The sequence below is a fragment of the Campylobacter sp. RM6914 genome (genome assembly GCF_004803835.1).
Classification (GTDB): domain Bacteria; phylum Campylobacterota; class Campylobacteria; order Campylobacterales; family Campylobacteraceae; genus Campylobacter_A; species Campylobacter_A californiensis.
Genome location: NZ_CP012545.1, coordinates 973,781 through 990,689, shown reverse-complemented (window position 1 = coordinate 990,689; position 16,909 = coordinate 973,781). Strand labels below are relative to the sequence as shown.

Here is a 16,909-nt window from a genome sequence, read left to right as displayed (position 1 = left end):
CTTACTCCGGTAAATTTTCTTTTAAAGTTTTAACAAATTTCGCATCAAGGCTGTTTATATCAGGAAGTTTCACTCTTGCTCTTAGGTATAAATCGCCGTAAATTCCGCTTTTTCTGTTTTGAACACCATAGCCTTTTAGACGAATTTTAGTTCCTGTTTTTGAGTTTTCGGCGATCTTTATCGTAACGTCTTTTTTAAATGTGCTAACCTCTATCTTGCCGCCAAACATCATTGTTTTTAAAGGGATTTCGATATCTTTATAAAGATCATCACCGTCTCTTTCGTATTCGCTACTTGGCTCGATATTTACGGTTAATATAAGGTCACCAACCTGTCTTGATGCACTTTTTCCTTTGCCTTTTATACGCAACTTTTCGCCGTTGTTTATACCGCTTGGAATTTTTATCTTAAGGCTATCGCCGTTAAGGTTTATCCTATGCTCTCCTCCGATAACGGCTACTTCAAACGGGATATTTACTTTTGCGTTTATATCAAGATCTAAGCCGCCAAATCCGCCAAATCCATCACTTGAAAATCCGCCAAATCCACCACCAAAGCTAGATCCGCCAAATCCTCCGGAGAAGATATTCTTTAAAATTTCGTTTAGATCCGCACTATTTGCCGAACCTCTAGCAAAGTCGTGGAAATTTTGTCCGCCAAACATACTGTCGCCATATTGGTCGTATTGAGCGCGTTTTTTATCGTCACTTAAAATTTCATAAGCAGCATTTATCTCTTTAAATTTATCTTCTGCACCAGGGTCCTTGTTTATGTCCGGGTGGTATTTTCTAGCTAGTCTTCTGTATGATTTTTTAATTTCATCACTAGATGCATTTTTAGAAACCCCTAGTGTCTCGTATAAGCTCTCACTCATTGCATTACCTCTTTATTTTTTGATAGATATTGTAGCATAAAACTTTAGTCTAAGTCAATCAAGTTTTATCTCATTTACTTATATCTTGGAAGTATTAAAATTTTATTATTAAGTAGAATTTATAATACTCAAAATTAATCATAAGGAGTATTGATGAAAAAAATGATATTTATTTCCCTTGTGGCAGCGACTTCTATCTTTGCAAGCAATATTGCATTTAATGAAGCACAGACAGAGGTTAGCAGAATTTCGCCATTGCAAGAGGGTAAAAATATAATACTTTCATACCATGACTCAATATCAGGTGCTAAAAAATCAGTCGTAAATATCTCTACAACAAAGATTATAACAGTGCAAAATGGCGTTGAGCAGATGTTTAATGATCCGTTTTTTAAAGAATTTTTTGGTTTTAACTTTGGTATCCCAAAAGATCGCGAAAAAAGCACATCTTTAGGCTCCGGAGTTATCATCTCTCAAGATGGTTACATAGTGACAAACAACCACGTCATAGAAGATAGTGATCAGATCGTAGTCACCATGACAAAAGGCGGAAAAGAGTATAAAGCAAAAGTCGTAGGCAGCGATCCTAAGACTGACCTTGCTGTTATAAAGATAGAGGCAACCGATCTTGATGCGATATATTTTGCAGACTCCTCAAAACTGCTTGACGGGGATGTCGTCTTTGCTATAGGTAATCCCTTTGGTGTTGGAGAGAGTGTGACAAAGGGTATAATTTCCGCTTTAAATAAAGACAATATCGGCTTAAATCAATACGAGAATTTTATCCAAACAGACGCTTCGATAAATCCAGGCAACTCAGGTGGTGCGTTGGTTGATAGTAGAGGCGCGCTTGTCGGCATCAACTCAGCCATACTTTCACGTGGTGGAGATAGCAGTGGTATAGGGTTTGCGATACCTTCAAATATGGTAAAAGAGATAGCTAAAAAGCTAATTACCGACGGTAAAATAGAACGTGGATACATCGGCGTGATGATAGCAAATTTAACTGATGATCAAAAAGAAATTTATAAAAATAAATCAGGCGCATTAATCAGCAGTGTAGAAAAAGGACTACCGGCTGACGAGGCTGGGCTAAAGCGAGGCGACTTAGTTATAGAAGCCGATGGGAAGCCTATAACTAATGCAAATGATCTTAAAAATTTCATCGGTTCGCTCGCTCCAAACAGCACATTAAAATTAACTTACGAGCGCTCAGGTAAACTATCAAGCGTTCAGATCAAGCTTACAAATATGGACATAAGCGTAAAAGCCCATAATGATAATTCTGTGCTTGAAGGGCTTGGGGTTACAAATTTAACCGATGATGCAAGATATAAATTTAAACTCGGTGCAGATAGCATGGGAGTTTTGGTAAGTAGTGTAAAGCAAGGCTCAAAGGCTGAGGAATTTGGCTTTGAAAGAGGCGATATTATAGTGCAAGTCGGCGAAGAGATAATTAAAGACGTCGCGTCGTTTGTGCAGATAATGAAACAAAATAGCGGCAAAAAGACGCTTGTGTGGGTTAATAGAAGAGGTATCATGCAGGGATTGGTTGTAAAATAATAAGGCTTTAGCCCGTATTTACGGGCTTTGTCGTTTTAAATTTTAAAATTTTTGATATAATGAATATCGCAAAGATTTAAAAAAGGGCTTTTTATGATACGAATTCTTATGATTGAAGATGATTTTGAATTAGCTGAAATTTTAAGCGAATATTTACATAATTACGACATGGAAGTTACGATAGCCGAAGAGCCTTATATCGGACTTTCCACTCTTAATACAAATTCCTTTGACCTTGTTATACTTGATCTTACTCTGCCCGGACTTGACGGACTTGAAGTTTGCAAAGAGATAAGAAAACAACATAATATCCCGATCATAATCTCAAGCGCTCGCCATGATATAACAGATAAAGTCAATGCGCTAGATAACGGAGCGGATGATTATTTGCCAAAGCCTTATGATCCGCAAGAGCTACTTGCCCGCATAAAAAGTCATCTTAGAAGACAAAATGCTAGTTTAAATGAAGAAAACAACAAAGAGACACCAAAAGATCTTGTTCTAAAAGAGTATGAGCATGAGATATTATTTAAGGGAAGTGTTGTAAATTTAACAGCTGCCGAGTATGATATCTTGAGATATTTGATGTTAAAAGAGGGTGGTGCGGTTACTAGAGAAGAGCTGATTTATAACTGTGAAAGCATCAATGAAGATAGCACTAACAAAAGTATAGACGTTATAATCGGACGCATACGTGCAAAAATTGGCGAAAATCCAAAAGAGCCAAGATATATACATGCTATACGTGGCGTCGGATACAAGTTAACTTTATGATGCCTCGTTCTTCTGTTTTTATCACGATTACTTTTATATTTGCTCTTGCGCTTAGTTCGATATTTCTTGCTTTTTTATGGTTGATGGAATATGACAAACAAAACTATACAAGAGAGCTAAATACTAAATACTCAAATGTGGCTAGAACAAATTTATTTTACATGAGTGGTATTATCGACAAGGATGAATTTGATAGACAACTTAGTAATGTTGATATGCCTGAGATAGTAAATGAAAATTTAAAGTCGCAAATTTTATCTCAAGCAAGTGTGATTGAAGAAATTTCTGATGACATCGGTTCGAGTGCGATCTTGCTTTATGAAAAACACCACTATCTCATGATGCGTCATCTTGATGAAACCAAACTTTTGATGGACAAGGAATTTCAGCCATATAGATATCAGGTTATAAAGGCTGTTTTTATCGTTGTTGCTATGATTTTGCTTGGCGCTTATATATTTGTTATTTACAAGATAAAACCGCTAAGAAAGCTAAAACGACAAATAACAAAATTTGCCGCCGGAGATCTCAGCGCTGTGCAAAATGTTAGTAGCGGAAATGATGAAATTTCAGAAGTTTCAGAAGCATTTTATAATGCAGTTAGTCAGATAAAAGCTCTAAATGACTCAAGGCATTTGTTTTTAAGAAATATCATGCATGAGCTAAAAACCCCTATAACCAAAGGTTTAATCGCTGCTCAAATGATAGAAAAAGGTAAAAATCAAGATCGCTTGATCTCGGTTTTTCATAAGCTAGAAAGTCTTATAAACGAACTAGCCGCGATCGAACAGACGACCTCTAAAATAGCACTTACAAATAAAAATGTCTGCTTGATGCAAGATCTTATCGACGAGGCTTTAGATATAGCGATGGTTGAAAAAGATAGCGTTAGTATAAATTTTATTGATGATGTAAGGCTTGTGGTTGACTTTAAGCTTTTTTCGGTTGCTATAAAAAATATGGTCGATAACGGGCTTAAATACTCTCCCGAAAAGCACGTAAATATCGTTGTTAGTAAAGAGCATATCAAATTTATCACAAAAGGTGAAGCTTTAAAAAATGATCTAAATTTTTATATCCAGCCTTTTATAAAAGGCGAAAATGCTCAAAAAAGTTTTGGTCTTGGGCTTTATATAGTTAGCAATATCCTTGAGGCACATGGGTTAAAACTACACTACGAACATAAAAATGGATTAAATATCTTCTCATTTGAGAATTTAAAAGATATAATTAACTAAAAGAAAATAAATTTTAAAGGACACGGTATGGCGGCTAAAGAATTCGCCTCTATAGATATACTTTCGCTTGTTGATCTTGAGATCGCCATTATAGAAAGATATAACGACACCATGAATGGGTCAAATCAACTTTCCATTATATATTTTTGCATACCAAACGGTTATGAATACGGTGAAATTTTTGAAAAAATTTTAAGAAGAACAGATGTTGTCATAAAAGAGGGTGATCACTATATTGCAGTGCTTTATCATACTGACAAAAATGGTGCAGCTGTGGTTTTAAGCGGTATACAAGAATTTTTAAACTCAGAGCCAATTGATGTGATAATCACTTATCCAAAAGATGGCAAGACTGGCAAAGAGTTGATCGCTAAGCTTCAAGATGAGATAAAAGATAACTACGGGGTTATTTTAAAATGCCTAAATACCGAAGAGGCATTTGATATATTTGAAGAGAGATTATGAAATTTAAAGTCGGAGCTTAAATGGAAAATTTATTGTTATTTTTTGCGATCTTGCTGCTAGCAAGTATACTTATAAGTAAAATTTCTGATAAATTTGGCATACCCGCTCTTTTGGTTTTTTTAGGTGTCGGCATGCTTGCAGGTTCCGAAGGCTTGCTTGGTGTGCATTTTGATAATCAAATCATAGCCCAAAACGTAGGCATGCTTGCTCTTATATTTATACTTTATGCAGGAGGGCTTGATACAAATTTTTCCTCTATAAAGCCGGTATTTTCAAGAGGACTTACTCTTGCTACGATTGGTGTCATACTTACTGCTTTTGCAGTAGCGCCGATGGCTAAAATTCTGCTCGGATTTAGTTGGCTTGAGTCTCTTTTACTAGGAGCCGTCATATCATCAACTGACGCAGCTGCGGTGTTTGCTATACTTCGTGCAAAGAAAATTTCACTTAAAAATAACCTGGCCCCTCTTATAGAATTTGAGTCTGGCTCAAACGATCCAATGGCGATATTTTTAACGATGAATATCATTCAGATAATATCCATTTCACAAATTCCTTCTCCGGTTGATTGGTTGAGTGTTTTGGGTATGCAGTTTGGTATAGGTATAGCTCTTGGGTATTTGTTCGGACTAGCGTTACCTTCGATATTTAACAGACTGAGACTAAGCAACTGGGGTATGTATCCGGTATTTTCGATGGCTTGGATACTGCTTTTATATACGCTTTGCTTTAAGATAGGCGGCAATGGTTACTTGGCAGTTTATATTGCGGGTATTTTTATAAACAAAAGGGATTTTGTCCATAAGAAAAATTTGATCGGTTTTCATGACGGTATAGCGTGGGCTATGCAGATAGTGGTATTTTTAACACTAGGTCTTCTTGTATTTCCTTCGCAGCTTCCAGAAATAGCGCTTATGGCGTTTGTGCTATCTTTATGGCTGACTTTTATAGCTCGTCCGGTAGGTGTTTTTGTATCGCTTATCGGCTCTAAATTTAACTTTAATGAAAAGCTTTTTGTTTCATGGGTGGGGCTTAGAGGAGTTGTGCCTATCATCCTTGCTACATACACATATGTAGAAAATATCCCTAATGCAAACATTATATTTAACATCGTCTTTTTTATGGTACTTACTTCTATTTGTATGCAAGGTATGTCCATAGGCTATGCTGCGACTAAATTTAATGTTAGGCTAGATGAGGTTCAAGAAGAAAACGCCAAAGTAGAAAACTCGCCTATCTTAACTTACGCACTTCGTCAATACACTATAAATTTAGGAGCAAAAGTTATAGGTAAAAACTTGGCGGAGGTTAGTTTGCCAAGTGAATTTTTGATCATCCTTGTTAAGCGTAAAAATGAGTATTTAAAGCCTACTGGTTCTTATATATTTAACGAGGGGGATTTGTTGTTGGTTCAGTGTGAAAATCACGCTTTATATCAAGACACCATAAAAGCTCTTGTCGGATAAGGGTCAAAAAGACCCTTTGAAATTTATGCGTTATCTAAGGCCTGCTTTAGATCTTCTATTAAGTCGTTGGCATCTTCTATGCCTATGCTTAGGCGTATACTTCCTGCTCCTACACCTACTTTTTCAAGCTCCTCCTCGCTAAGTTGCGAGTGTGTAGTGCTTGCTGGGTGGGTGATTAGTGATTTAGTATCGCCGATATTTACGACTATACTAAAAAGTTTGGTGCTGTTTATAACGCGAGTGGCAGCTTCTTTACTGCTAAGGTCAAAGCTTATAAGACCGCTTGCAAGCCCGTCTTTTAGATATCTTTGTGCTTTATCGTAAAACGGATCATTTTTAAGACCAGGGTAATTTACTGACTTTACTTTTGGATGTGTATTTAAAAATTCTGCGATCTTTTGTGCATTTTGACAGTGTTTTTGCATTCTTATGCTTAACGTTTCAAGACCTTGTATAAGCCCGTAAGCGCTACTTGGCGAAAGTGTTGCTCCGATATCTCTCATTAATGAAAGCCTAATACGTAATGTAAAAATATCAAAATTTGCAGCCAATGTGCCATAAACAAGACCATGATAGCTTTCGTCCGGTTCGTTAAAGTGCGGGTATCTTGGATTGTTTACAAGTAGGCTATTTAGCTCTTTTGAACTAACTATCATGCCGCCCATTACATTTCCTTGACCACCTATGTATTTTGTGGCGCTATAAAGTGTCACGTCTACGCCATGCTTGAAAGCTTCAAATAAAACCGGAGTGGCAACCGTATTGTCGGCAATGGTTACGATTTTGTGTTTTTTTGCGATTTTTGTTATTTTCTCGATATCTGGTATGGCTATTTGCGGGTTTGAAAGACTTTCAAAAAATATAGCTCTAGTATTTTCGTCTATTAAACTTTCAAGTTCGTCTGCGTTGTCAGAGTCAAAAAGTCTAGCGTTTATACCAAAGCGTTTCATCGTATGAGTGATAAGTGTGCTTGAGCCACCATAGATCTTTTTTGCTACTATGACGTTATCTCCAACTTGTGCTAAATTTGCTAATGCAAAAAAAGTAGCTGCTTGTCCGCTTGAGGTGCTAATGGCAGCCGCTCCCTTATCAAGAGTAGCAAAACGTGTCTCTAGTATATCAAGAGTAGGGTTTGTAAGACGCGAATAAATGGGTCCAAGCTCCGCTAGACAAAAACGATTTGCCGCGGTTTGAGCCGTGCCAAAGTCAAATGCCGTAGCTGAATATATCGGTACTGACATAGCTCCAACACCTGTTTTTGTATCATATCCCGCATGTATAGCAATGGTTTCTTGATTCATTGACTCTCCTTTTTGATTTAATTTTGTCGATTTTATAAGACAATAATAAATAAAATAGTAATAAAGTAAACATTGTATAAATTTTATAAAATTTTTGCAAAAACCTTGCTATAATCACACAAATTTAAAGAGGAAATATGAATTTTATAGATGAAAAAGCAAAGCGTGTAAAATATCTGCGAGCATTGGAGAAATTTGCTAAATTTGCAACATCTTCATTAAAAAGAGATGATTTTGATGAAGAAGCCTTTCGTGCTAGAGTGGCTAAAAATGCTGAGATTATCTCAAAAGTTGAGAGTGTTTATCTTGATCAGCCATACACAAAAGCGCTTGAAGAATTTATAAATTTACTTATAACAAATGCAAAAAAAGACGAACTTCTAAAAAGTGCAAATGCTCTTGATAAGCTTAGAAAGTCAAAAACATATAAAAAAGATAAACATAAAAATAAATTTAAGGATGAGGATTGAAGACGATAATATTTGATATGGACGGCACGATAATAGACAGCTCTATCGCCATAGAAAAAACAGTAAACGAAGTAAGAGAGCAGATGAATTTGGCGCCTCTTGAAGCAGACTTTATTATAAAAGCCATAAATGAACCAGGTAGAAATTTAGGACTTGATTTTTACAGCATAGATAGACCAAGTGCGAGTTTAAAAGAGGGATTTGAGGAGAAATTTAAAAAGTATTACGACCTTTATGCGGTCTGTTACAATGGCATAGACGAGCTTTTAAATTTATGTAAGAATGAAAATTTTAAAGTTGTTCTAGCGTCTAATGCACCTCAAAATACTCTTGAAGCCATCCTTAAAAAATGTGAAATTTATGAAATTTTTGATGAAATTATAGGGGCTAGTGAGTATATACCGCAAAAGCCTGACCCTACTATGCTTCTTCTTGCTTGCGAGCGCGTTGGCGCTAGTCGTGCGATGTTTGTCGGCGATAGCATGAAAGATGAACTTGCCGCAAAAAACGCTAAAATGCCATACATGCAAGTTAGCTGGGGATTTGGTAAAAAAAGTCAAAGCGCAGAATTTAATGCTTCAAGCATAAAAGAGGCATGGGCGCTTATATCGGAGTTTTAAGCGTATTAATCAAATTTTTTTTAGCTTTATTTGGCTATAATTAAATATTTTAAATAGAAAGAAGTGTATGCAAGATATATTTGATGGTTCTTTGAGAGATAAATTTTTTGAAATTTTATTTTATGCTGATAAAAATATCGTTTCAAATGAACTTGATAAAATTTTTGAAGAGTTGATCGCTATGCGTGAAATTTGCGAACAAAAAGGTATCTCAAACACTGAAATTCTATCTTTCAAATCAACAAATCCACAAGGCTTGCAAGATGGATTAAATGACCTTTATATCGGGTTAAGTGGAGAAATTTTAAGTCAAAATGAATAAAATTTTTCTTGGATTGTTTGTTTTTATAAATTTTGCTTTTGCCGGTGCTGCGAATTTTAACCCAACTTATGAATTTGAACTCAAAAAAGATCAGTGGGCACGTGTTTTTATAACAGAAAAAGCCACTCAAAAAAGAGATAGTTTTGACTTTCGTTGGACTCTTTTTGATAGCACAAATATCATCGTGCAAAGCTTTTTTCGAAGATATCCGCGTCATATGACGATGTCGCTTAGGCACGGACATGATACATATATGCAGCGCATTATACCTGACTTTACAAGACCGACGAATGATAGTGTAAAGCTGTATCTTTCGTTTATAAAATTTGAAAATAAAAAAGCAACGTTTAAAGTAAACATACTTGATGAAGAGAAGCGCATAGATGTCGAATTTATCGACCCTTTGCAATCACAACAATAAGGCGAATAATGGATAAAATAGATAAAATAATGGCAGAATTTATACAAGAGCTGGGATACGAAAAGGCTATGGAGATGTTTAAATGTGTCAGCTCTGGCAAAAAACTCCGCTCCAAGTTACTTTTAAAGATAGCAAACGAAGATGAAAATGTCTTAAAACTTTGTGCGATAATCGAACTCATCCATCTTGCTAGTTTACTACATGATGACGTTATAGATGATGCGGATACAAGACGCGGTAAACCAAGTATAAATTCGCTTTTTGGAGTTAAAAATTCAATAATGCTAGGCGATATATTTTACTCAAAAGGCTTTTACGAGCTTAGTAAATTTAGTCCCAACATTGCCAAAGAAGTTTCATTTGCTGTAAGCAGACTAAGTATAGGTGAGCTTATGGATGTTGAACTTGGCGGTAAATTTAACTTTGAAAAACAAAAATACATGGATATGATTTACTATAAAACCGCTGTTTTGATAGAAGCGACTGCAGCTTGCGGGGCGATGATGGCTGGTCTTAATGTGGATAAATTTAGAATTTACGGCAAAAATTTAGGTCTTGCCTTTCAGATAATAGACGACGTGCTTGATATAACACAAGATAGCGCCACGCTTGGTAAGCCTGCTATGAATGACTACAAAGAAGGTAAAACTACACTGCCTTATATCTATCTTTACGAAAATTTAAATAGCCAAGATAAGGAATATCTAAAATCGCTTCACGGCAAGGATTTGAATGAAAAAGAAAATTCTTGGATAAAAGATAAATTTTACGAATTTGGCTGTATAAAACGTGCCATAGATGAGGCTAGAACACTCTGTCAAGAGGCACTTGAAGCGATCAGTGAGTATAAAAATTTCGAGCTTGAAGGTATTATAAAAAGTATGATAGATAGGGAATTTTGATGCATTATTTAAGTATAAGCTTTACACATAAAAATACCGATATCGAAGTTAGAGAGAAGCTAGCCTTTGATAATGACGAGAAAAAAGAGCAAATTTTAAGACTTATAAAATCAAGCAAAGATATCGATGAATGCATGGTCTTAAGCACATGTAATAGGGTTGAGGCGCTAGCTTATGTAACTGATACAAAAACCGCAACAAACCACATCATAAGATGTATAGCCGTATTTTCGGGTGTTTTTGAAGATGAGCTTTTTGAAAGAGCCGATATTTATGAAGATAGTGGCGCGATACATCATCTTTTTTCAGTTGCTAGTTCGCTTGATAGCCTGGTTGTTGGCGAAACGCAGATAGTAGGTCAGCTAAAAGCTGCCTTTAAATTCGCCGTTGATAAACAAATGTGCTCAAACGGTATAAGCAAGGCGATACATTATGCTTGTAAATGCGCGGCAAAAGTTAGAAATGAAACACAAATTTCTAAAAATCCAATATCAGTTTCATCGGTCGCCGTCGCTAAAGCAAAGGAAATTTTTACAACACTAGAAGGCAAAACCGCTATAGTCGTTGGCGCAGGAGAGATGGGAGAGCTTGCCGCAAAACATCTTATAGCAAATGGTGCAAATGTTATAATCATAAACCGCAGTACCGAGCGTGTAGAGGAGCTTGTTGATGAGCTTGGTGATAAGGCTAGTTGGGATAGCATACTAAAACTAAAAGAGTATATAAACAAATACGACCTGATCTTTTCAAGCACTTCGGCGCCGCATGCGGTCATAACGGGTGCTCTTATCGAGCCTTGTGAATTTAGAAGATATTTCTTTGATATAGCCGTTCCCAGAGATATAGATCTGGTAAATACCGACAAGATAAATGTCTACACGGTTGATAACCTAGAAGAGATCGTGATGAAAAATTTAGCTCTTCGTGAAGAGCAAGCGCAACTTGCTTACTCTATCGTTGGGCAAAGCACAAATGAATTTTTAAAATTTCTAAAAGATAACATAAGCATACCTGTTATCAAAGCTGTGCGCGAGCAAGCAAAAATTTGTGCTAAAAACGAGCTTGAAAAGGCGATAAAGAAAGGCTATCTAAAAAATAGCGATCACGATGAAGCACAACGCCTTATACATCAAGTATTTAAGGCGTTTTTGCATCTGCCTACAGTAAATTTAAAAACGATTTCAACCAGAAAAGACGCTCAAGATATTGCCGATGCTATGAAATTTGTCTTTGGTATCACTTCTGACGAGAATGAAAGTTTAAAAATAGATATGGAGAAAAATAATGAGATTTTCTAAATTTTATGCACCAACTACCAAAGAAGCGCCAAAAGACGCCAGCTTGCCAAGCCATGTATTTTTAGTTCGCGGTGGATTTGTCGAGCAAAATGGAGCAGGGCTTTACAACTATCTTCCTTTGGCACAACGTGTACTTAAGAAGATCAAATATGTAGTAAGAGAAGAGATGGATGCGGCAGGTGCATTAGAGATGACTTTTAGTGCAGTTACTAATGCCGAGCTTTGGAAGCAAAGCGGAAGATATGCAGTTTATGGCAAAGAGCTTTTGCGTTTTAAAGACAGAAAGGACAATGACTTTGTTATAAGTCCTACAAACGAAGAATCAGCCGTAGCAACAATGCGTGGAAAGCTAAACAGCTATAAAGACATGCCAAAAAATATCTATCAGATAAATACCAAATTTCGCGATGAAGCACGTCCTAGATTTGGAATTTTAAGAGGACGCGAATTTATAATGAAAGATGCGTATAGTTTTCATGCCGATACGCAAGATCTAAAGCGCGAATTTGACCTGATGGAGCGCACTTATTCTAAAATTTTTACCAGACTTGGTTTAAATTTCCGTGCAGTAGATGCCGATAGTGGCGCGATAGGTGGTAGCGGCAGTAAAGAATTTATGGTGCTTGCAAAAAACGGTGAGGATGATATACTTTGTTGTAAAGAGTGCTCTTATGCCGCAAACGTTGAGGCTGCGACTCGTGCACCAAAAACAACAAAAGCACACTTGCCGCAAGCTGATGCCGATAAATTTTATACTCCTGATACAAAAACCATAAAAGATATAGCGGAATTTTTTAAAGTAGATGAGTTTTATACGATAAAAGCAGTCATAAAAAAGGCTGTATATGAAGATAACTCAAAAATTGTCGTGTTTTTTATACGTGGCAATGACGAACTTCAGGATGTAAAGGCTCAAAACGCTTGTGGCGCACTTGAGATAGTTGACGCAAATGAAGACGAGATAGCCAATGCGGGTATTATAGCTGGTTTTTGCGGACCTGTTGGCCTAAAAAGTGTAGACTTTTACATAGATAATGAGCTTAGAGATAACACGCAGATGATTTGTGGTGCAAACGAAAAAGACTACCATTTTATAGGTGTTAGTGTTAGTAGCTTTAACGAAGATAGATTTAAAGACCTAGCAAGTGTTAGTGCAGGAGATAGATGTCCTCATTGTGGTGGTGAGCTTGAGCTTAGCAAAGGCATAGAAGTAGGACATATATTTCAACTAGGGGATAAGTACTCAAGCGCTATGAATGCTACATTTTTAGATCCTAATGGTAAAGCAAAGCCTTATGTTATGGGTTGCTATGGTATAGGCGTATCAAGACTCATGGCTGTAATGATAGAGCAAAGCCATGATGATAGGGGTTGTGTTTGGAAGAAAGAATGCGCTCCTTTTGATGCTGTTATAGTGCTTTCAAATTTTAAAGACGAAAGAGCTAGCCAGTATGCGAATGAGCTTTATGAAAGCGCTAAAAATGCAGGTATAGACGTTCTTTTTGATGATAGAAATGAGCGTTTTGGTGTTAAAATGAACGATTATGAGCTTATAGGTTGCCCGTTTGCGATAGTTGTTGGTAAAGGGCTTGAAAACGGAAAAGTAGAATTTATAGAGCGTAATGAACTTATTAAAATAGAGATAGAAGCCAAAGACGCGCTTGGGATGTTAAAAGAAAGATTATGCTAAGGATTACTTTTTTACCGTATTTGATAATAGAGCTTATTTTGGCTTATCTTTTTATCATTGCTTATGGTTTCTTTGCATTTTTTAGCGAGGTTATGATAAGTGGATTTATCGGGATATTGCTGATGTTTAGACTAGGCTTTGGCAATATCTTTTCTCAAAACAATATGCAAGATATGTTTGGCGGGTTAAAAATTTTTAACGCCATTAGTTTGGGGCTTGGCGGACTTTTGCTGTTTTTGCCGGGTCTTTTGACAGACGCGATAGGAATTTGTGTTATTATAGCCTCCTTTTTCTTTAAACCAAAGGTAGATAATACACAAAATTTTACGCATAATTATACGTATTATGAATTTAGTAGCAAAAGCGAAGATAAAAATAACAGTGAAATAATTGATGTTGAAGTTGTTGACGAGCCTAAGTCTGTTCGCTAATCTTGCATTTGCAAGTGAAGCTTTGGAATTTATAAAGGCAAACTATCAGGCAAATGATAAAATTTTCGTAAAGTCAGTAAAAACGGCAAAGATTATAGAGCTTAGGGGTGGTTTTGAGGCTCATGTTTTTAATGTAAAATCGAGTTTATACCGCTTAAAAAAGAGATGGAAAAAAGAGAAATTTTATTTATAAAAGATGGAATTTTTACGACAGATATTATAAATTTAAATACAAAAACAAGTATGAGAGACGAACTTTTGGGAGAATAAAGTAAGCATAACATACGAAAGGTTAAAAGATGAAAACACTCAAGATTGCAACTAGAAAAAGCATCCTTGCGATGTGGCAAAGCGAGCATATCAAAGACAGGCTAACTACGCAGCATAAAGACTTAAACGTAGAGCTTGTCGGAATGAAAACAAAAGGCGACGTGATACTTGATACCCCGCTTGCTAAGATAGGCGGTAAAGGGCTTTTTACAAAAGAGCTTGAAGAGAGCATGTTACGTGGCGAGAGTGATATAGCTGTTCATAGCTTAAAAGATGTTCCGGTTGAATTTCCACAAGGTCTTGTTTTGGCGGCGATTTGTTCGCGTGAAGATGTAAGAGATGCGATGATAAGTGAAAAATACGCTACTTTCGATGAGCTTCCAAAAGGTGCAAAAGTCGGCACGACAAGCCTTCGCCGTCGTATGCAGCTTCTTATAATGCGTCCTGATTTAGAGATCATTTCGCTTCGCGGAAACGTGCAGACAAGACTTAGAAAACTAAAAGAGGGCGAATTTGATGCGATTATTTTGGCGATGGCGGGGATAAATCGCCTAAATATAAAAGACGAAGTAAAGCATATCTATCCGTTTAGTTTATCTCAAATGATACCTGCCATGGGTCAAGGGGCACTAGGCATCGAGAGTGTGGAGAAAGATGAAATTTTAAAAGAGATAGAATTTTTAAACGATGAAAATTCTGTAATAGAAACAACTATCGAGCGTGCTTTTGTAGCTAGACTAAATGGTGGTTGTCAAGCTCCTATAGGCATTAGCGCAAAGCTAAAAAATGATGAAATTTTTATAGAAGCTATCGTTGGAATGCCTGATGGAAGCGAGTTTTTAAGAGAAAAAACAGTCGTTAATAAAGATGAATACAAAAGCGTAGGGGAGAATTTTGCAAACGAATTTATAAAGCGTGGCGCAAAAGAGCTTCTAATGCGTGCTGAGGCTATGGCAAACGCCTTATAAATTTAAGTAAAGGGCTATCATGGAGAGTAATTACATTGAAATTTTAAGAAAAAATGACCTTTTAAGAGAGATAAGTGATCCTGTGGATATTAATCTTGAGATAGCGCATATTAGCTATATAGAGGTTAAAAAGCCAGACAGTAAAGCACTTCTTTTTACAAATGTAACTGATAAAAATGGCAAAAAATATCCACCGGTGCTTACAAATATCTTTGGCTCAAAGCGTGCGGTAGAGATTATCTTAAAAGCACATCCAGATGCGATAGCAGATGAAATTTCAGCCCTTTTAAAACCTAAAAAACCAAAGAATTTCATGGAGAAGATCGACTTCATGAGTTATCTTTTTGGTTTAAGAAATGTCTTTACTAAAAGACTAAAAGAGCGCGGAGAGTGTCAAGATGTAGCGTATTTTGACGATGCGGTAAATTTAAATGATCTACCGGCTTTAAAGACTTGGGAGCTTGATGGCGGTGCTTTTATAACCATGGGACAGGTCTATACTCAAAGCTTAGATGGAGAGCTTCAAAATTTGGGTATGTATCGCTTGCAAGTTTATGATAAAAATCGTCTTGGTATGCACTGGCAGATACATAAAGACGGTGCAAATTTCTTTAATGAGTATAAGCATGCCGGATGCAAAATGCCTGTGTCTGTAGCGATCGGAGGCGATCCTCTTTATATCTGGTGCGGTCAGGCGCCGCTTCCAAAGGGGATCTTTGAGCTACTTCTTTACGGTTTTATCCGTAAAAGTCCCGCAAGACTAGTCAAAAGCCTGACAAATGAAATTTATGTCCCACACGATGCAGATTTTGTGATCGAAGGGTTTGTGGATACGGATAAATTTGAGCTTGAAGGGCCTTTTGGCGACCATACGGGTTTTTACACACCGATTGAGCCGTTTCCGGTGATGGATGTAACAGCGATAACGCACAAAAAAGAGCCTGTATTTCACGCAACGGTTGTTGGTAAGCCGCCTTTGGAAGATAAGTATATGGGCTGGGCGACCGAGCGTATATTTTTACCGCTTTTGCGCACGACAGTTCCTGAGCTTATAGACTATAACATGCCTGAAAATGGTGTTTTTCATAACCTTATCTTAGCAAAACTTAATGCAATATATCCAGGACATGCTAAACAAGCTATGCACGCGTTTTGGGGTGTGGGGCAGATGAGCTTTGTAAAGCATGCTATTTTTGTGGATCAAAACGCGCCTGGACTTGGAGATTATGAAGCGATTAGCGATCTTGTATTAAACCGTTTTGGAGAAAAAAGCATTCTTATAAGCGAGGGAGTTTGCGACCAGCTTGATCACGCCTCACCAAATTCATGCTATGGTGGAAAGCTTGGCATAGATGCGACAGTTGATTGTAGTGATAACGCTCCAGTACTTTTAAGCGATAAAGAACTTTTGGATAAATTTCAAAGCGTGAGTAAGAAAATTTTAGAGCTAAAACAGTATAAAACAAACACTAAAAATCCGATCTGCGTTATAAAATTTGGTAAAAACGAGAACGTTTCGTCTATTTTCGAAAAGCTGCTTAAATTTAAAGAAAACTTTAGAATTCTTATCTTTGTTGGGGTTGAAAATCGCATAGAAAATGCCTATATGTTACTTTGGCGCGTTGTTAACAATATCGATGCCATGCGTGATATTTATATCAAAGATGGTGTTTTTTGTGTTGATGCAACAAGTAAAAATGAGCTTGAAGGCTATACAAGAGAGTGGCCAAAGCAGACGGATTGCACCAAAGATATTGTTTATGATCTTATAAAACGTGGCGTGATCAAGGATGAGCCGGAGTTATTTGAGAAATTTGAAATTTTTGGCTAAATTCT

General features: G+C 36.7%; 17 protein-coding genes. 15 read left to right on the top strand and 2 right to left on the bottom strand.

Translation table 11 applies throughout. From position 1 onward, the window contains the following. Position 1: 1 nt before the first annotated feature. Complete coding sequence (locus CCAL_RS05180; protein WP_169935670.1) at positions 2 to 874, bottom strand: DnaJ C-terminal domain-containing protein; 873 nt, start codon at positions 872 to 874, stop codon at positions 2 to 4. 153 nt (positions 875 to 1,027) lie between these two features. Here CCAL_RS05180 and CCAL_RS05175 point away from each other — a divergent pair, with 153 nt between their 5' ends. From CCAL_RS05175 to CCAL_RS05155, 5 genes are all read left to right on the top strand, one after another. Then, entirely contained in the window at positions 1,028 to 2,437 is a 1,410-nt protein-coding gene (locus tag CCAL_RS05175) for a Do family serine endopeptidase (RefSeq protein WP_170015469.1), read from the top strand. Positions 2,438 to 2,530: 93 nt separating this feature from the next. Beyond that, positions 2,531 to 3,211: a response regulator transcription factor gene (locus tag CCAL_RS05170; protein ID WP_170000050.1), complete on the top strand. Its 681-nt coding sequence runs from the start codon at positions 2,531 to 2,533 to the stop codon at positions 3,209 to 3,211. Continuing rightward, positions 3,211 to 4,449, top strand: a complete 1,239-nt coding sequence (locus CCAL_RS05165; protein ID WP_170000101.1) for an ArsS family sensor histidine kinase — start codon at positions 3,211 to 3,213, stop codon at positions 4,447 to 4,449. The genes CCAL_RS05170 and CCAL_RS05165 overlap by 1 nt, the downstream gene beginning before the upstream one ends. A gap of 27 nt (positions 4,450 to 4,476) precedes the next feature. Further along, positions 4,477 to 4,914, top strand: coding sequence for a nucleotidyl cyclase domain-containing protein (locus CCAL_RS05160; RefSeq protein WP_169935677.1), 438 nt, complete (start codon positions 4,477 to 4,479; stop codon positions 4,912 to 4,914). Between the two features lie 20 nt (positions 4,915 to 4,934). Beyond that, on the top strand, positions 4,935 to 6,380 hold the full coding sequence (locus tag CCAL_RS05155; RefSeq protein WP_170015467.1) for a potassium/proton antiporter: 1,446 nt from the start codon (positions 4,935 to 4,937) through the stop codon (positions 6,378 to 6,380). A gap of 23 nt (positions 6,381 to 6,403) precedes the next feature. Here the strand turns inward: CCAL_RS05155 and CCAL_RS05150 are convergent, their stop codons facing one another. Continuing rightward, positions 6,404 to 7,681, bottom strand: a complete 1,278-nt coding sequence (locus tag CCAL_RS05150; protein ID WP_170015465.1) for an O-acetylhomoserine aminocarboxypropyltransferase/cysteine synthase family protein — start codon at positions 7,679 to 7,681, stop codon at positions 6,404 to 6,406. A gap of 137 nt (positions 7,682 to 7,818) precedes the next feature. Here CCAL_RS05150 and CCAL_RS05145 point away from each other — a divergent pair, with 137 nt between their 5' ends. The 10 genes from CCAL_RS05145 (at position 7,819) to CCAL_RS05100 (ending at position 16,904) form a co-directional block, all read left to right on the top strand. Next, positions 7,819 to 8,151, top strand: a complete 333-nt coding sequence (locus CCAL_RS05145) for a hypothetical protein (protein ID WP_170015463.1) — start codon at positions 7,819 to 7,821, stop codon at positions 8,149 to 8,151. Continuing rightward, positions 8,148 to 8,771 (top strand): HAD family hydrolase, encoded by a 624-nt coding sequence (locus tag CCAL_RS05140; protein WP_170015461.1) that lies wholly within the window; start codon positions 8,148 to 8,150, stop codon positions 8,769 to 8,771. Before CCAL_RS05145 ends, CCAL_RS05140 begins: the two co-directional genes overlap by 4 nt. Before the next feature lie 67 nt (positions 8,772 to 8,838). Continuing rightward, positions 8,839 to 9,093 (top strand): DUF2018 family protein, encoded by a 255-nt coding sequence (locus CCAL_RS05135; RefSeq protein WP_169935687.1) that lies wholly within the window; start codon positions 8,839 to 8,841, stop codon positions 9,091 to 9,093. Next, entirely contained in the window at positions 9,086 to 9,514 is a 429-nt protein-coding gene (locus CCAL_RS05130; protein WP_169935689.1) for a hypothetical protein, read from the top strand. The genes CCAL_RS05135 and CCAL_RS05130 overlap by 8 nt, the downstream gene beginning before the upstream one ends. A gap of 8 nt (positions 9,515 to 9,522) precedes the next feature. Then, entirely contained in the window at positions 9,523 to 10,416 is an 894-nt protein-coding gene (locus CCAL_RS05125; RefSeq protein WP_170015459.1) for a polyprenyl synthetase family protein, read from the top strand. Next, entirely contained in the window at positions 10,416 to 11,714 is a 1,299-nt protein-coding gene (gene hemA / locus CCAL_RS05120) for a glutamyl-tRNA reductase (RefSeq protein ID WP_170015457.1), read from the top strand. The genes CCAL_RS05125 and hemA overlap by 1 nt, the downstream gene beginning before the upstream one ends. Beyond that, on the top strand, positions 11,701 to 13,404 hold the full coding sequence (locus CCAL_RS05115) for a proline--tRNA ligase (RefSeq protein WP_170015455.1): 1,704 nt from the start codon (positions 11,701 to 11,703) through the stop codon (positions 13,402 to 13,404). Before hemA ends, CCAL_RS05115 begins: the two co-directional genes overlap by 14 nt. After that, positions 13,398 to 13,835 (top strand): FxsA family protein, encoded by a 438-nt coding sequence (locus CCAL_RS05110; RefSeq protein ID WP_170015453.1) that lies wholly within the window; start codon positions 13,398 to 13,400, stop codon positions 13,833 to 13,835. The genes CCAL_RS05115 and CCAL_RS05110 overlap by 7 nt, the downstream gene beginning before the upstream one ends. A 299-nt stretch (positions 13,836 to 14,134) precedes the next feature. Beyond that, positions 14,135 to 15,073 carry a hydroxymethylbilane synthase gene (gene hemC, locus CCAL_RS05105; RefSeq protein WP_170015451.1) on the top strand — a complete coding sequence of 313 codons (939 nt, stop codon included), beginning with the start codon at positions 14,135 to 14,137 and terminating at the stop codon, positions 15,071 to 15,073. A gap of 19 nt (positions 15,074 to 15,092) precedes the next feature. Continuing rightward, on the top strand, positions 15,093 to 16,904 hold the full coding sequence (locus CCAL_RS05100; protein WP_170015449.1) for a menaquinone biosynthesis decarboxylase: 1,812 nt from the start codon (positions 15,093 to 15,095) through the stop codon (positions 16,902 to 16,904). Positions 16,905 to 16,909: the final 5 nt, after the last annotated feature.

Bases quoted from the DNA above. Each gene is read 5' to 3' on its own strand.
- CCAL_RS05170 (WP_170000050.1), top strand. From the start codon at position 2,531: ATGATACGAATTCTTATGATTGAAGATGATTTTGAATTAGCTGAAATT.
- CCAL_RS05115 (WP_170015455.1), top strand. From the start codon at position 11,701: ATGAGATTTTCTAAATTTTATGCACCAACTACCAAAGAAGCGCCAAAA.
- CCAL_RS05150 (WP_170015465.1), bottom strand. From the start codon at position 7,681: ATGAATCAAGAAACCATTGCTATACATGCGGGATATGATACAAAAACA.
- CCAL_RS05165 (WP_170000101.1), top strand. From the start codon at position 3,211: ATGCCTCGTTCTTCTGTTTTTATCACGATTACTTTTATATTTGCTCTT.
- CCAL_RS05100 (WP_170015449.1), top strand. From the start codon at position 15,093: ATGGAGAGTAATTACATTGAAATTTTAAGAAAAAATGACCTTTTAAGA.
- CCAL_RS05130 (WP_169935689.1), top strand. From the start codon at position 9,086: ATGAATAAAATTTTTCTTGGATTGTTTGTTTTTATAAATTTTGCTTTT.
- CCAL_RS05110 (WP_170015453.1), top strand. From the start codon at position 13,398: ATGCTAAGGATTACTTTTTTACCGTATTTGATAATAGAGCTTATTTTG.
- CCAL_RS05180 (WP_169935670.1), bottom strand. From the start codon at position 874: ATGAGTGAGAGCTTATACGAGACACTAGGGGTTTCTAAAAATGCATCT.
- CCAL_RS05145 (WP_170015463.1), top strand. From the start codon at position 7,819: ATGAATTTTATAGATGAAAAAGCAAAGCGTGTAAAATATCTGCGAGCA.
- CCAL_RS05155 (WP_170015467.1), top strand. From the start codon at position 4,935: ATGGAAAATTTATTGTTATTTTTTGCGATCTTGCTGCTAGCAAGTATA.
- CCAL_RS05175 (WP_170015469.1), top strand. From the start codon at position 1,028: ATGAAAAAAATGATATTTATTTCCCTTGTGGCAGCGACTTCTATCTTT.
- CCAL_RS05135 (WP_169935687.1), top strand. From the start codon at position 8,839: ATGCAAGATATATTTGATGGTTCTTTGAGAGATAAATTTTTTGAAATT.
- hemC (WP_170015451.1), top strand. From the start codon at position 14,135: ATGAAAACACTCAAGATTGCAACTAGAAAAAGCATCCTTGCGATGTGG.
- CCAL_RS05160 (WP_169935677.1), top strand. From the start codon at position 4,477: ATGGCGGCTAAAGAATTCGCCTCTATAGATATACTTTCGCTTGTTGAT.
- CCAL_RS05125 (WP_170015459.1), top strand. From the start codon at position 9,523: ATGGATAAAATAGATAAAATAATGGCAGAATTTATACAAGAGCTGGGA.
- hemA (WP_170015457.1), top strand. From the start codon at position 10,416: ATGCATTATTTAAGTATAAGCTTTACACATAAAAATACCGATATCGAA.